The organism is Mycobacterium sp. NTMscope_MAC_12 (assembly GCF_976985675.1).
Map to the genome: position 1 here is coordinate 4,779,404 of NZ_CDRJYY010000001.1, position 12,729 is coordinate 4,792,132.

A 12,729-nucleotide genomic window follows, 5' to 3' on the forward strand; every position below is an offset into this window, starting at 1 on the left:
TCTTTCGTTATCCCGGATAACGAGAGTAACATGCGTCCGCGTTGCCGGTCACGCCACCACGGAACGCGGCAATGCGGGTGAAGCCGGCGGGGACGCTGGTGCCGTCCGCGTCGCTGGCCACCAGGTGATTGGTGAGCAGCCCGGCGACCGCTTCGTCGAGATCGCCGGCGGTGAGCTGCAATTGGTTGTGCGAGGGCAGCTCGATGGGTTCGGCCATCTTGCGGTGCGCCACGCCGGTCAGGCATGCGGTGCGCAGCGCGGTCCACGGGCTCTGCATCGGCAGGCCGCGCTCATGCTGCACCGCCAGTGCGTATCTCGACATCACGAGGGACAGGGCCGTGTCGTCGCCTTGCGGCAGGGACTGCTCGCTCTCGTCGGCGACCCTGCCCATGACGGCGAGCTTGGGCAGGTCGACCGCGATGGTGTTGGTGCCCGGACAGTAGGAGGCCGGCGGGGTGGGTTTGGCGTCCGGGCAATTCGCGGGCTGGTAGGTCAGCACCGGCGGATTGGCCGGGCCGAAGATCTTTCCCAGCAGTTCCATCAGGGTCGACAGGGTGTCCTGGTTGATCGGGACCTCGCCGGTCTCCGGCGTTCCGGTGGTGGAGTCGACCCGCAAGGCGTTCGGCAGATCGCCGCGGCGCTGCTCGATTTCCCGGCGGTCGATGGCCGCACACGCCGAGGCGCCGTTGATGAAACCCATTTGGAAGGCGCTGATCCGGTCCAGGGCCGAGCCGTGGGCGTCGTCGTTGTCGGTCTCGCTGTCCATGACCGGGTCGCGCGTGGTGATGATGCCCGCCAGCACGTGGTCGAGCCCGTCGGCGGTGCTCAGCGTGAAGCGCGGCGACTTGCCGTCGGCGACCCAGAACAGATAGACGCCGGCGAAGCAGTCGGCCTGCTGTTCGTGGACGATGGTCGGGTCCCGTCTGGTCACCAGCTTGGCCATCTGCTGCAGCGCGTGCCCGAATTCGTGTGCGAGCACTCCGGTGACGGACATGTCGCCGAAGTACTTTTGCGCGACGGGCATGAACACGCCGCGGTCCCAGGCGATCAGGTGGCAGCGCGACGTGTAGAAGGCGTTGACGAGTTTGTACGTGTCGTTGTGGCACACGATCGGGCTGCTCGGGTCGTTGGAGTCGTAGGACACCACCTTGCTGACGGGAACGAACTTGCCCTTCAGCGATTGGCTGTACGCCGACTGCCAATAGTCCTCGATGTCGTTGACCGAGAGCAGCGCCAACCTGTCGATGGGTCCGTTGTCGGTGTTGAGCACCTTGCCCGTGGGTCTGGGCGCGTTCGAACGAATCCCGCTGGGCCCGTTGGTCGCGGGCAACCCGCCAACCAGGTAGGGGTCGTTGAGCATCGACAGCCCGCGCCCGTCGACAAACGTTGTGCAGCCGGCCACCACGAGCACCGCCGCCGCCCAGACCAGTGCCGACCTGAGCGCATGGCTATTCATGACCAACCTCATCCCGACCGGCGACACGGCAGCACCAAGGGGACTCATTCTAAGGTGCCGTCCGGCCGCGGCTGCGCGAGAAAAGCGGTGGCTCGCCGTCGCCTTCGCCCCGGGGGTCCGCATGCGTTACCTGCGCGGCTAACCGTGTTTGGCGGTGGTGGCGGCGTTGGGATCGGGTCGCCCGAACTTGTCGGTGGTGGCTGCGATGATGAGGTCATGTTGTCGACCGCATGCGCTGACGCCGGGGTGGTCACTGCGAGTGACCGTCTTGAGGTGTTGTTCGGAGAGTTGGCGGAGTTGAGCGGTCAGCGCAATGCGATTGATGGGCGCATTGTGGAGATCGTCGCCGAGATCGATCGTGACCAATTGTGTGGTGTGACCGGGGCGCGGTCGGTGCCGGCGTTGGTGGCCTGGAAGCTGGGCTGCTCGTCGGCAAACGCGCACACGCTCAGCGCCATTGCGGGCAGGCTGCAGGAGTTTCCGCGCTGTGTTCAGGGTCTGCGGGAGGGTCGGTTGTCGGCCGATCAGGTCGGGGTGATCGCCGCACGCGCGGGCGAGGGATCTGATGAGCATTACGCGCAGCTGGCCGCGGTCGCCACGGTCGGCCAGCTGCGTACGGCGGTCAAGCTGGAGCCGCGACTCGAACCCGAACCTCGGTCCGAGTCCGAGTCCGAGTCCGAGTCCGAACCACGGCCCGCCCCCGAGCGCGAGCGTTCGATCACCGCGACCGCCACTGAGTGGGGCGCCTGTTATCGGATCATGCTGGGCCACTTGGATGCCGCGAAGTTCGATGCCGCGTTGGCCTCGCATCGTGAGGCGCTGATCGCCGAGTGGAAACACGACCACGGCGAGGGCGGGGGCGGTTCGGATCAGCGGCCGCCGTTGCCGAGCACCGTCGAGGCGTTAATGCGGCTGGTGGAGGCGGGCTGGGACGCCGAGGCCACCCGCCGGCCCCACGGGCAGCACACCACCGTGGTGGCCCACCTCGACGTCGAGCGGCGCGCGGCGGCCCTGCATTTGGGTCCGCTGCTGTCCGACGCCGAACGCCGCTACCTGACCTGTGATGCCACCTGTGAAGTCTGGTTTGAACGTGAGGGGCGGGTTATCGGTGCCGGGCGGGCGACGCGGGTGATCAACCGGCGGCTTCGCCGCGCGCTGGAATACCGCGACCGCACGTGCGCGGTGCCTGGCTGTGGGGCCACCCGGGGCCTGCACGCCCATCACATCTGGCACTGGGAAGACGGAGGCCCCACCGAGTTGGCCAACCTGGTGCTGGTCTGCCCGTACCATCACCGGTTGCATCATCGGGGTGTTATCACCATCACCGGACCCGCCGACGCCCTCACCGTGACCGACGACACCGGCCGAATCCTGAGCCCGGGATCACTGGCGCGCCCACCCACCGGGCCCCCACCCGCAGTGCCACCGTATCCGGGACCGACCGGCGAGCGCGCCGACTGGTGGTGGTATGACCCCTTCCAACCCCAACCACCACCGACAAACAACTAGCTCGGTTCGTGGTACTGCCGCCGATCAAACACTTTGCAGCATAGAGGAATTCGATGCATGCCAGCACACTCTCGGGGTCTGGGTTGTGCCGACGGGAAACCGCCACTACGGCATCCGGGTGCGATGCCTCTTGTCGTGTGAGGGCACGCCGTTGACCCCGCCGATGGACTCGGCGTAGCTGCCGACCGCGAACCCGACGCCAGAACCCATGATCCCCAAGGCTTCCCGGTTGATGTTGTCGACGGTGTCGCGCGGGCTCTGGAAGTTCGGATCGAACGGCAGGCCCGCCTGGCCGCCCCACAACCGTGCCTGCACGGTGGTTTTCAGCTGCGAGGAACCGGTCGTCAGGCCCCCGATCGGCACGCCCGCAACCATGAAGGGGTGATAGTCGGCCCGGGAATTCAGCGGCATGTCCGCGGGGCGCTTGCCGGCCAGGTTCAGATAGCCGGCCAGAGTGCGCTCGATGCCCGCTGAGCCTTCGGGGACATCCGCGGCGAAGACGCCGGGCCCGGGCGGGCCGGATTGGTCGCCGTCGTCGGTGAAGAAGCCGGCGTTGGGCGACCCCAGCGCGGTGAAATTCAGATAGAGCGCGATGTCGTTGAGCTGATCACGGCCCATGCCGAACACGTAATCCATGACCCCGTTGAGCCCCTCGGATTCGGCGCCCCAGAACACGAACCGCACCGCGTTGTTCACCGGGGCCAGCGGGCCCAGCTGGCGCGCCGCCTCCAGCACCGCGGCCACCCCGGAGCCGTCGTCGTTGATGCCGGGTCCGGCGCGCGAACCGTCGAGCTGCGCACCCACCACGACGACCTCGTGGGGCGACCCGGACTTGGTCTGTGCCACGACATTTCGGGATGTAATCTTGGTGTTGACGGCATCCAGCACCAAGCGGATCGGCGCGGTCGCACCGGTCAGTGCGGCGGCACCGTTGGGGTTGACGACGGCGACCGGAACGGTCAGTTGCTTGAAGTAACCGGGGCTGAACAACGTGGGCGGAGCTCCGCGCCCGTTGGGGGCGCTCAGCACGATCAGCGCGCTCGCCCCCTTGGCCAGCGCGCTGTTCTGTTTGTCGACCACCGAGCAGCGGGTGTCGTCGACGACGGCGATCGCGCCCTTGGGCACCGCGGCCGGGTAGTCGTGGGCCGCGCAACCCGACGGCTGGGACGGCCGGATCGGTTGCCCCGTCAGGCCGCCGGGCGGTGTCTGGACCAGCAGCGAGGCCTGGTCGACGGGATAGGTGCGGCCCGCGACGATCAGTGACGGCTTACCCATAGACACGGTGTACAGCCGATCGAATTGCGGCGTCTGTACGTCAAAACCCTTGTCGCGCAACGCCTTGGCCACGTAATCCACGCTGGCGTCGAAGCCCGGCGTGCCGTCGGCACGGTTGCCGCCGTGGGCGTTGGCGATGTCCTGCAGGGCGCGCAGGTGGGTGACCATGCCGTCGACGGTGATCTTCTTGGCCAGGCCGTGCCCGAGATCGGGTGTCGCGGTGGGCGAGCCGGGCCGCGCCGGCGAGCACCCGGCCACCAGCGCCGTGATCAGCAACAGCGTTGCGCACAGGCGGGAACTCATGACTTGGTGAGGACGTGCCGGGTGCGGTCCTCCATGGCGGGGACACCGTTGTGTCCGCTGAGGTCTTGAGCGTAGAGCCCGACCGCGTAGGCCACCCCGCTGCCGTTGATTCCCAGCGCGGTGCGGTCGATGTGATCGAGAGTGTCGCCCTTTTGGTGGTAGTTGGGGTCGAACGGTTGGTCGGCGGTCCCGCCCCACAGCTTCGCCTGGTCCGCGGACATCTTCCCCTCGGCGCCCGAGAACAGGCCGCCGGCGGGGATGCCCGCCAGGGTGAATCCGTCGTAGTCGGACCGGCCGTCAAAGGAGGTGTCCTGTGCGGTCTTGCCGGCCGACTTCAGGTAGGCGGCCAGCGTGCGCTCGATGCCGGCCGAACCTTCGGGGACCACCGGGCGGCCGCGGGCGTCCATGGGCAGCGATTGGTCCCCGTCGTAGGTGAAATAGCCGGGGTTCGGCGACGCCAGCATGTCGAAGTTGAGGTACAGCGCAATGTTTTTGAGCGCGGCCAAGTCCAGCGACTCGACGTAGTTCCGCGACCCGATGAGCCCGAGTTCTTCCGCACCCCAGAAGCCGAATCGCAGCCTGTTGTGCACGGCGGGCGAACTGCCCAGCTGCACAGCGGTTTCCAGCACCGCGGCCACTCCCGATCCGTTGTCGTTGATCCCCGGACCCTCCGGGACGCTATCCAGGTGCGCCCCCGCCATCACCACGTTGGCGTCCGAACCGGTTTTGGTCTGCGCGATCACATTGCGGGCCTTGAAACTTTGCGCGCTGGCATCGAGCTTGATGGTGGTGGGCCCCGGCTGGCCGCGCAATTGCGCCCCGGTGGACTTCGTCACGCTGAGCACCGGGATCTTCACCTCGGTGGTCGGGCCGAGCGTGCCGCCCATCTGCTCCTCGTCGACATTGTCGGCGATGATCATCGCCACGGCCCCTCGCTGCGCCGCGACGTCCTCCTTCTGCGCGAACGGGCAGGTGCCGCGATCGACGAGCACCACCGCGCCCCGCACCGGGAGATCGCCGTAGTCGGAGGCCGCGCACCCCAAGGTGTTCGCCGGCGCGGCGACCAGCGGCCCGCTCACCCCGCCCGGCGGGGTCCCCAGGCTGAAGTCCAGCGCGCGCGCCTCCACCGGCTTGCCGGCGACGGTCATCTCCGGCTTCTCGGCGTGGAACACCCGCGCCGAAAACTCGGGCGTTTGCACGTCAAATCCCTTGTCGCGCAGGGTTTTCACCACGTAGTCGACGCTGGCGTCGTAACCTGGGGTCCCCACTGCCCGGGTGCCGTTGCTGGCATTGGCAATGTCTTGCAGCTTGGACAGGTGGGCCATCATCGCATCGGTCGTCACCTTGCCGCGCAACGCGGACGCGAACTCGTCCGCGCCCATCGTCTGCTCCGAGCCGGACCGCTGCGAGCAACCGGTTGAGAATGCGGTCAGGGCGATCACGGCGAGCGCCGCCGGCAACGTCGTGAGTTTTTTCACCATCGCGCCCCAGGTTAGACCGCGGGCCAAGCGGGCGGGATCAGGACACGTCGGGATCAGACATACAGCGCTGTGAAGGGCGCAAAGGGGATGTTGCGCACCACGAACCATGCCAGGACCAATGACAGTGTGACGAGGGCGGCCCAGCGGCGGTGTTGCCAACTGCGGACCCGCCGCCCCACCACGTGCCCGTAGGTCCAGGCCAGGTACGCCCACACCAACAGCACGACCGCCGCCAGGCCCAGTGCGTTGTACCTGGCGGCCGCCAACACGTTGCCGTGCATGAGGGAATACAGCATGCGCAGGCTGCCGCATCCGGGACAGTCGATCCCCAACAACGCCTTGGTGGGGCATACCGGCAGCGGGCTGTTCGGGGTGGTCGGGTCACCCGCCCAGATGGCGGCGCACATCAACGTCGTGGATGCGGCCACCACCAGTGGTGCACCCAGGCCCGCGTGCGCCGCCCCCCGGCGGGTCACCATCTCGAGACCCTCGCTTTAGTACATCGCGGCAAGCGCCGCGTTGGTGTCCGTGTTCAGCGCGCCGACCGACATCAAGATGACGTAGATGATGCCGACGACGACACCGATGGCCGCCGACCAGATCGCCCATTTCTTGGCGCTCTCGGCCGATGCCTGCGCCTCGGCGTAGCGACCCTGCGCCCACAACCCGTTGACCTGGCTGGATTTGACGATCGCCACGATCCCGAACGGAAGACAGCAGAACAGCGTCACCAAAATCGACCACACCAGATAGTTATTCGGCGCTTGGGCGGCCGGCTGCTGCGGCGGGTACCCGGGAGGCGGCGGGGGCGGCGGTTGTGTCATGGATTCTCCAGTCAAGGGAAGTTAGCTGGCGTAAAGCGGTGCTAACCATACCCGCTCATCCCCGCGTCGGCACTAGCAATGAAAAAATCTGATCCGGGCTACGGTTGTGGCGCCGCATCGACGGCTCCGCCATATCGGCGCGAAGGCCCGATTAACGCCCGGCCTCAACGTCATTCGATATCCGCCGCGGCGAAATGCGCGCCGCCACCGTTGCCCTGGGCCTTTGCGGCCGATAACCGGAAACGATGCCCAGACAGACAATTGCCGCCGGAACGTGTTGCATTACCACGACATAGCCCTACTATCCGTGTTAGCAACGGCCGTTAAGGAGCCATTCATGTCTGATTTCAGCAACGCGCTGAAGGCGGCGATGGCGACGGCGTTCACGGGCTTGTTCGCGTTAGCGGGCAGCGTCGCGGCGGCCGCGGACCCGGCCGGCACCGGCAACCCGTCCGACATCAACACACTGGCGGCCACGCTGTCGAAGGGCTACGGCCTGAACAACTGCACCGCCCAGAACATCGACCGCGGCAGGCAGTTGGCCGTATTGGCGTGCGGACAGAGCCCCGACCCGAAAGGACCGGCACAGGCCAAGTACGTCCTGTTCACCAGCGCCGACAACCTGGCCACCGCGTTTCGGGCGACCATCAAGGAGGACGTCCTGAGGCCGTGCGGGGACGCCAACCAGTCGCCGTCCAGCTGGCACAAGGACGGTTCGGGCGCCAGCGCCGGGCAGGCGGCGTGCGGCACGTACCAAAACGCCGCCGAGATCATCTGGACGACGGACGCCAAAAACACGCTGAGCTACCTGCGCGCGTCCAACACCGACGTCAACGCGCTCTACCAGTGGTGGCGCGCCAACGGTTGACAATCTTCTTGGGGGGCAAGGGGTTTCTGCACTAACCACCAACAACCGCAGGGAGTCAACATGTCACATCTGATCACCGCGCTGCGAGCTATGTCGGCCGCAGCTTTCACAGGCGGTTTGGTTCTCGCGGGCAGCGCCACCGCGGTCGCCGAACCCAATACCGGTAGCGCGACGGACATGAACACGCTGGCCGCTTCGCTGTCGAAGGGCTACGGCCTGAACAACTGCAAGCCGCAAGAGCTCACCGAAACCGGTGAACTCGCCGAACTCCTGTGCGGGCAGAGCCCCGACGCGGGCGGTCCCGGTTCCGGTGTCTACGCGCTGTTCTCCAACAGCACGAACCTGGGCTCGGCCTTCAGTTCCACCATCAAGGACGTGTCCCTGGCCGCGTGCGGGGACGCCGGGCAGTCACCGGGAACGTGGAAGCAGAACGGCCAGACCGGCGGCCAGATCGCCTGCGGCACTTACAAGAACTACGCGACGTTGACCTGGACCACCGACGCCAAGAACGTGCTGGGTCACCTGACCGCGGCCAACGCCGACGTCAACGCGCTCTACCAGTGGTGGCGCACGAACGGCTGACGTTTACAGTTGAGCCGCAATCAAATCCGCTACCGCGCACATCCCGGCGGGGTTCGGGTGCAACGGTGCGGGGCGACCCGGTAGCGGAACACCGTAACGCGCCGGCAGCGTCGTCCAGGGCTCTGCCGACCAGGCGTGGTGCTCGCGGCTGGCCGCGGCGGCGTGGATGATTCCGCAGCCGGTCGCCGCGGCGGCGTCGGCCGTCATCCTTTCCAGCGTGTCGGCGACGTGCCGGCCCAGGTCGGCGTCGGCGGGCGACAACGGTGGAGCCGGCGCGCCCGCGGGCGGCAGCATCGTCAGGTAGTCGACGAAAAAGATCCGCGCGCCGGCGGATCGCTGACGCACCGCGCGGCCGACAGCACACAGCGATTCGAACACCGCGTCAAGGGCCTGATTTCGCGCGTCGGTGTCGAGCAGTTCGCGGATGCGGTCGCCCAGCAGCGGCACGCGACGCAGCGGGCGCGGCAGCGAGGCCGCCATCAACAGCGGTACGTAGCCGACGTCGTTGCCGCCGATGGTGACGGTGACCAGACTCTCCGAGCCGTCCAGCGCGTCGATTTGCGGCGGCGCGCCGCGTTGACGCTCGGCGAGGACGTTCGCGGTGGTCGCACCGGAGAAGGTCACGTCGACCAGGTCGTAGTCGTATCGCCCGGCGATCAGGTGCGCATAGTTGCGCGCGGAGCGGCCCGACCACCGCGGGGCTCGCGCGGCGCGCGGCCGGATGCCCGGACCGGCGGCCATCGAACTGCCCAGCGCGACATAGCGTTTCATCGGCTCAGGCTCAATTGCGCGGCTCCTCAGCGGCCCGCATCGTCGCCGTGCCAGGGCTCGATGCCTGCGCCCAGAACCGCTTCGGGATCCGCCCGGCCCGCCGGGCCAGATAGCCGGCGGTGACGGCGGCCGACATCGCGGCGGCCATCGCGGCGGGATCGGCGGCGCGGGTCACCGCGGAAGCCAACAGCACGGCGTCGCAACCCAATTCCATGGCCAGCGCGGCGTCGCTGGCGGTGCCGATGCCGGCGTCGAGCACCACCGGAACATGGGCCCCGGCGACGATCATCTCGATGTTGTGCGGATTGGTGATGCCCAGCCCGGTCCCGATCGGCGAGCCCAGCGGCATGACCGCCGCGCATCCGGCGTCCTCGAGCCGGCGCGCCAGCACCGGGTCATCGTTGGTGTAGGGCAGGACGACGAACTCGTCGTCGACCAATTGCTCTGCGGCCCGCACCAATTCGATCGCATCGGGCAGCAGAGTGCGCTCGTCGGCGATCACTTCGAGCTTGATCCAGTTGGTGTTCAACGCCTCGCGCGCCAGCTGCGCGCTGAGCACCGCCTCGGCGGCGCCGCGGCACCCCGCGGTGTTGGGCAGCGGCGTGATGCCCAGCCGGTTGAGCAGATCGAGCAATCCGGTGCCACCCTCGGCGTCCACCCGGCGGATCGCGACGGTGGTCAGTTCCGTACCCGACGCGACCAGCGCCTCTTCCAGCACCGCCAGGTTGCTCGCTCCCCCGGTCCCCATGATGAGCCGCGAGGCGAAGCTGCGGTCCGCGATCGTCAGTTTCGAGTCAGCCACCTTGCACCGCCGTCACCACCTCGAGCCGCACGGGAGCGCCGGGAAGCTCCGAAAGCTCTGTCGCCCAGCGCGATCGCGGCAGCACGGCGTCGTCCATCGCCACGGCGATGCCGCGCTCGCCGAAGCCCAGGGAGTCGAGCAGCGCGGACACCGTGGTGTGCGGGTCGACGTCGACCTCTTTCTCGTTGACCAGTACGATCATTGCGCCGCTCCTCCTCATCGCTTCGCTCTGCATCGTCGCAACGCGGACCATCATTGCGCCGCTGCTACCGGGGCCAGTTCGGAAACGATCTGTTCTGCCGTCCAGGGTGCCAGCAGGAACCCCGACCGGCCGTGGCCCGCCGCGACCAGCGTGCGCGCGTCCAGGCGATGCACCAGCGGCAGATTGTCGGGTGTCATCGGGCGCAGCCCGGCGCCGCACTCGGCCAGCTCGTATTCGCCCAGGGCCGGCAGCACCGCGCAGGCGTCGTCGAGGAGGTCACGCACCCCCGAGACGACCGGGGCGGTGTCGCGCCCGTGTTCGTATTGGGTGGCGCCGACCACGACCCCGTCCGCGCGCGGCACCAGGTAGACCTGCCGCCCGTGCACGCGGGCGCGAATGACCCGCCGCGGCAACGGCATACAGCCCTTCCTCCACCGCAGCCGCAACACCTCGCCCTTGACCGGGCGCACCGGCAGCCCGGGCCACAACGCCGGTGCGTCGATGCCGTTGGCGATCACCACCGCGTCGGCCTCGACCGCCGACAGGTCGTGCACCGGCGGCGCCCACCGCACCCCGAGACGCTCGCACTCCGTCTCCAGCGCGTCGAGCACCGCCCGGTTGTCGACGGCCAGCTCGGTGGGCGCCCGAAAGCCGTGCCGGATGCCCTGCGCCAGTAGGGGTTCCACGTCGCGGGCGGCCGACTCCCAGACCACGGGATGCCCCTGCGCGGACAACCAGTCCGCGACCGTGCGCAGGTCGGCGGCGTCGGCGCGGTCGACGGCCACCACCAGCGACTCGCGAGCGGTGACCACCCCCGCCGGCAGGCCGTCGAGGAAACCGCCCTCGCGCCACAGCCGCAGGGATTCCAGGCCCAGCCGCAACAACCGCTCTTCACCGGGCCAGCCTTCGCTGTGCGGCGCCAGCATGCCGCCGGCAACCCAGGATGCGCCCCGCTCCCCGCTGCGGTGCACCCGCACCGACCAGCCGGCCTGCGCGGCGCGGCGCGCCACCGCCAGCCCGATGACGCCGCCGCCGATGACGGCCAGCGACCCCAGCGGTGGCCCGGAGGGCATCCCGGTCATTGTCGAGCCTCCCTTCGCCGGCATGATCCGGATCAGGTGTGACGGTAAGGGCAGGTCCTCGCGGCTGTGCCCACTCTCAGCCCCGCTCCCGGGACTCCCGTGTCTGGTGGTTCTTCGCGCTCCACGCTAGCGCGCTAGCGTCTCGGTGTGCAGCGTCCCGTGGATAGCCGACCCTCCGCTCTGGCCACCGCGCGGCTGTACCTGTGCACCGACGCGCGCCGCGAGCGCGGCGATCTGGCCGAGTTCGCCGACGCCGCGCTGGCCGGCGGGGTGGACATCATCCAGCTGCGCGACAAGGGATCCGTCGGCGAGCAGCGGTTCGGGCCGCTCGAGGCGCGCGAGGAGCTGGCCGCGTGCCAGATCCTGGCCGACGCCGCCCGTAGGCACGGCGCCCTGTTCGCGGTCAACGACCGCGCCGACATCGCCCGCGCGGCCGGCGCCGACGTGCTGCACCTCGGACAGGGCGACCTGCCGCTGGACGTCGCCCGCGACATCGTCGGGCCGGACGTGCTGCTCGGGCTGTCCAGCCACAGCGTCGCGCAGGCGACCGCGGCGGCAACCAGCGAAGCGGACTACTTCTGCGTCGGCCCCTGCTGGCCGACGCCCACCAAGCCGGACCGCGAGGCCCCGGGCCTGGGACTGGTCCGCGCCGCCGCCGAGCTCGGGACCGGCAAGCCGTGGTTCGCGATCGGCGGCATCGACGCGCAGCGGCTGCCCGAGGTGATCGACTCCGGGGCCCGCCGCGTCGTGGTGGTGCGCGCGATCACCGCGGCCCCCGACCCGCGGGCGGCGGCGCGGCGGCTCAGTTCGGCGCTGGCAGCAGCGAGCTGATCCGGCGGCTCAGCTGCGACGGCGCTTGGTCGGCGTCACCGGGCATGCACCACACGAAGACGCCGTCCTCGACCTCGATCGTGCGGGGCAGATACTGCCGGCGTTCGTCGCCGTGGCCCAGCGGCAACAGCGCCGGCGCGGTGCGCAGCCGTTGCCAGCTGGCCGCGAAGCCCGGGTGCAGCGGCAGGTCGGCCACCTCGTCCTCGGCGACCCAGCGCATCTCCGCGCTCTCCCGGTTGGGCACGGTGTGCAGCAACTCGTCGGCGTCGGCGACGACGGTGGTGTAGCTCCATCGGGTGCCGCCGATCCCGGCGACCTCGGCGGTGACCAGCGTCGCGCGCACGTTGAGCCGCTCGGCGAGCAGCCCGGCCTCCTCGTTCGCTTCGCGGACCGCCGTCTGCTCGGGCGTTTCGTGGCTGTCCCGGGCCCCGCCCGGCAACCCCCACGTCCCGCCCTGATGGCTCCACACCGCGCGGTGTTGCAGCAGCACCGCGGGCATGCCGTCGGGCCGCGGGGCGCGCAGCAGCAGACCGGCGGCGCCGTACCGGCCCCAATAATGGGCGCCGCGCTCCGAGATCACCCAGCCGTCGCCGTCGCCCTGCACGGATCAAGGATAGGCAGACTTGGTTCTCGGCGGTCTTCGGCGCGTCGGCAATTGCGTCGGCCTCCACCCATCCACCCGAACATGCTCTTAGACTTCGCTTATAGAGGTCCGTGCAGCGAAATCCAGTGGCCAAGAGATG

The 12,729-nt window shown here is 68.9% G+C and carries 14 protein-coding genes and 1 riboswitch; of the genes, 4 read left to right on the forward strand and 10 right to left on the reverse strand.

The annotated features are described in order from the left end of the window. Positions 1-7: 7 nt before the first annotated feature. Positions 8-1,456, reverse strand: coding sequence for a neutral zinc metallopeptidase (locus tag AC0KS4_RS22160; RefSeq protein WP_238956962.1), 1,449 nt, complete (start codon positions 1,454-1,456; stop codon positions 8-10). Between the two features lie 216 nt (positions 1,457-1,672). On the opposite strand from AC0KS4_RS22160, the gene AC0KS4_RS22165 reads away from it, so the two are divergent. Next, positions 1,673-2,965: an HNH endonuclease signature motif containing protein gene (locus AC0KS4_RS22165; RefSeq protein ID WP_238956963.1), complete on the forward strand. Its 1,293-nt coding sequence runs from the start codon at positions 1,673-1,675 to the stop codon at positions 2,963-2,965. Positions 2,966-3,070: 105 nt separating this feature from the next. Here AC0KS4_RS22165 and AC0KS4_RS22170 read toward each other — a convergent pair whose 3' ends face one another. From AC0KS4_RS22170 to AC0KS4_RS22185, 4 genes are read right to left on the reverse strand one after another with little or no spacing between them, the layout of a single operon-like run. Further along, positions 3,071-4,543: a M28 family peptidase gene (locus AC0KS4_RS22170; RefSeq protein ID WP_238956964.1), complete on the reverse strand. Its 1,473-nt coding sequence runs from the start codon at positions 4,541-4,543 to the stop codon at positions 3,071-3,073. Beyond that, positions 4,540-6,024, reverse strand: a complete 1,485-nt coding sequence (locus AC0KS4_RS22175) for a M28 family metallopeptidase (protein WP_238956965.1) — start codon at positions 6,022-6,024, stop codon at positions 4,540-4,542. The genes AC0KS4_RS22170 and AC0KS4_RS22175 overlap by 4 nt, the downstream gene beginning before the upstream one ends. 53 nt (positions 6,025-6,077) lie before the next feature. After that, positions 6,078-6,503 carry a DUF2752 domain-containing protein gene (locus AC0KS4_RS22180; RefSeq protein ID WP_238956966.1) on the reverse strand — a complete coding sequence of 142 codons (426 nt, stop codon included), beginning with the start codon at positions 6,501-6,503 and terminating at the stop codon, positions 6,078-6,080. Between the two features lie 15 nt (positions 6,504-6,518). Then, the gene (locus AC0KS4_RS22185) at positions 6,519-6,848 is read right to left on the reverse strand and encodes a CD225/dispanin family protein (RefSeq protein WP_225328223.1); all 330 of its coding nucleotides are present in this window, start codon (positions 6,846-6,848) and stop codon (positions 6,519-6,521) included. Positions 6,849-7,185: 337 nt separating this feature from the next. Here AC0KS4_RS22185 and AC0KS4_RS22190 point away from each other — a divergent pair, with 337 nt between their 5' ends. Next, positions 7,186-7,716, forward strand: coding sequence for a serine/threonine protein kinase (locus AC0KS4_RS22190; RefSeq protein WP_225328224.1), 531 nt, complete (start codon positions 7,186-7,188; stop codon positions 7,714-7,716). Positions 7,717-7,776: 60 nt separating this feature from the next. Beyond that, the gene (locus tag AC0KS4_RS22195) at positions 7,777-8,298 is read left to right on the forward strand and encodes a serine/threonine protein kinase (protein WP_225328225.1); all 522 of its coding nucleotides are present in this window, start codon (positions 7,777-7,779) and stop codon (positions 8,296-8,298) included. Positions 8,299-8,301: 3 nt separating this feature from the next. Here AC0KS4_RS22195 and AC0KS4_RS22200 read toward each other — a convergent pair whose 3' ends face one another. Genes AC0KS4_RS22200 through thiO form a run of 4 tightly spaced genes read right to left on the reverse strand, consistent with a single transcriptional unit; the run spans position 8,302 to position 11,146 of the window. Next, positions 8,302-9,069 (reverse strand): SGNH/GDSL hydrolase family protein, encoded by a 768-nt coding sequence (locus AC0KS4_RS22200; protein ID WP_238956967.1) that lies wholly within the window; start codon positions 9,067-9,069, stop codon positions 8,302-8,304. A 10-nt stretch (positions 9,070-9,079) separates the two neighbouring features. Next, positions 9,080-9,871, reverse strand: a complete 792-nt coding sequence (gene thiG / locus AC0KS4_RS22205; RefSeq protein WP_238956968.1) for a thiazole synthase — start codon at positions 9,869-9,871, stop codon at positions 9,080-9,082. Further along, complete coding sequence (gene thiS, locus AC0KS4_RS22210) at positions 9,864-10,073, reverse strand: sulfur carrier protein ThiS (RefSeq protein ID WP_225328228.1); 210 nt, start codon at positions 10,071-10,073, stop codon at positions 9,864-9,866. Before thiS ends, thiG begins: the two co-directional genes overlap by 8 nt. A 50-nt stretch (positions 10,074-10,123) precedes the next feature. Beyond that, entirely contained in the window at positions 10,124-11,146 is a 1,023-nt protein-coding gene (thiO, locus tag AC0KS4_RS22215) for a glycine oxidase ThiO (RefSeq protein WP_238957402.1), read from the reverse strand. A 1-nt stretch (position 11,147) separates the two neighbouring features. Further along, positions 11,148-11,266: riboswitch (TPP riboswitch) on the reverse strand. Positions 11,267-11,314: 48 nt separating this feature from the next. Between thiO and thiE the strand changes: the two genes are divergently transcribed. Next, the gene (thiE, locus tag AC0KS4_RS22220) at positions 11,315-11,986 is read left to right on the forward strand and encodes a thiamine phosphate synthase (RefSeq protein ID WP_425326362.1); all 672 of its coding nucleotides are present in this window, start codon (positions 11,315-11,317) and stop codon (positions 11,984-11,986) included. On the opposite strand, the gene AC0KS4_RS22225 is transcribed toward thiE, so the two are convergent. After that, positions 11,958-12,590: an NUDIX hydrolase gene (locus tag AC0KS4_RS22225; RefSeq protein ID WP_238956970.1), complete on the reverse strand. Its 633-nt coding sequence runs from the start codon at positions 12,588-12,590 to the stop codon at positions 11,958-11,960. The genes thiE and AC0KS4_RS22225 overlap by 29 nt on opposite strands. Positions 12,591-12,729: the final 139 nt, after the last annotated feature.

What these genes read in the sequence shown, in the direction of transcription:
- AC0KS4_RS22160 (WP_238956962.1), bottom strand. Translation starts at nt 1,456, where the DNA reads ATGAATAGCCATGCGCTCAGGTCGGCACTGGTCTGGGCGGCGGCGGTG.
- AC0KS4_RS22165 (WP_238956963.1), top strand. Translation starts at nt 1,673, where the DNA reads ATGTTGTCGACCGCATGCGCTGACGCCGGGGTGGTCACTGCGAGTGAC.
- AC0KS4_RS22170 (WP_238956964.1), bottom strand. Translation starts at nt 4,543, where the DNA reads ATGAGTTCCCGCCTGTGCGCAACGCTGTTGCTGATCACGGCGCTGGTG.
- AC0KS4_RS22175 (WP_238956965.1), bottom strand. Translation starts at nt 6,024, where the DNA reads ATGGTGAAAAAACTCACGACGTTGCCGGCGGCGCTCGCCGTGATCGCC.
- AC0KS4_RS22180 (WP_238956966.1), bottom strand. Translation starts at nt 6,503, where the DNA reads ATGGTGACCCGCCGGGGGGCGGCGCACGCGGGCCTGGGTGCACCACTG.
- AC0KS4_RS22185 (WP_225328223.1), bottom strand. Translation starts at nt 6,848, where the DNA reads ATGACACAACCGCCGCCCCCGCCGCCTCCCGGGTACCCGCCGCAGCAG.
- AC0KS4_RS22190 (WP_225328224.1), top strand. Translation starts at nt 7,186, where the DNA reads ATGTCTGATTTCAGCAACGCGCTGAAGGCGGCGATGGCGACGGCGTTC.
- AC0KS4_RS22195 (WP_225328225.1), top strand. Translation starts at nt 7,777, where the DNA reads ATGTCACATCTGATCACCGCGCTGCGAGCTATGTCGGCCGCAGCTTTC.
- AC0KS4_RS22200 (WP_238956967.1), bottom strand. Translation starts at nt 9,069, where the DNA reads ATGAAACGCTATGTCGCGCTGGGCAGTTCGATGGCCGCCGGTCCGGGC.
- thiS (WP_225328228.1), bottom strand. Translation starts at nt 10,073, where the DNA reads ATGATCGTACTGGTCAACGAGAAAGAGGTCGACGTCGACCCGCACACC.
- thiO (WP_238957402.1), bottom strand. Translation starts at nt 11,146, where the DNA reads ATGCCCTCCGGGCCACCGCTGGGGTCGCTGGCCGTCATCGGCGGCGGC.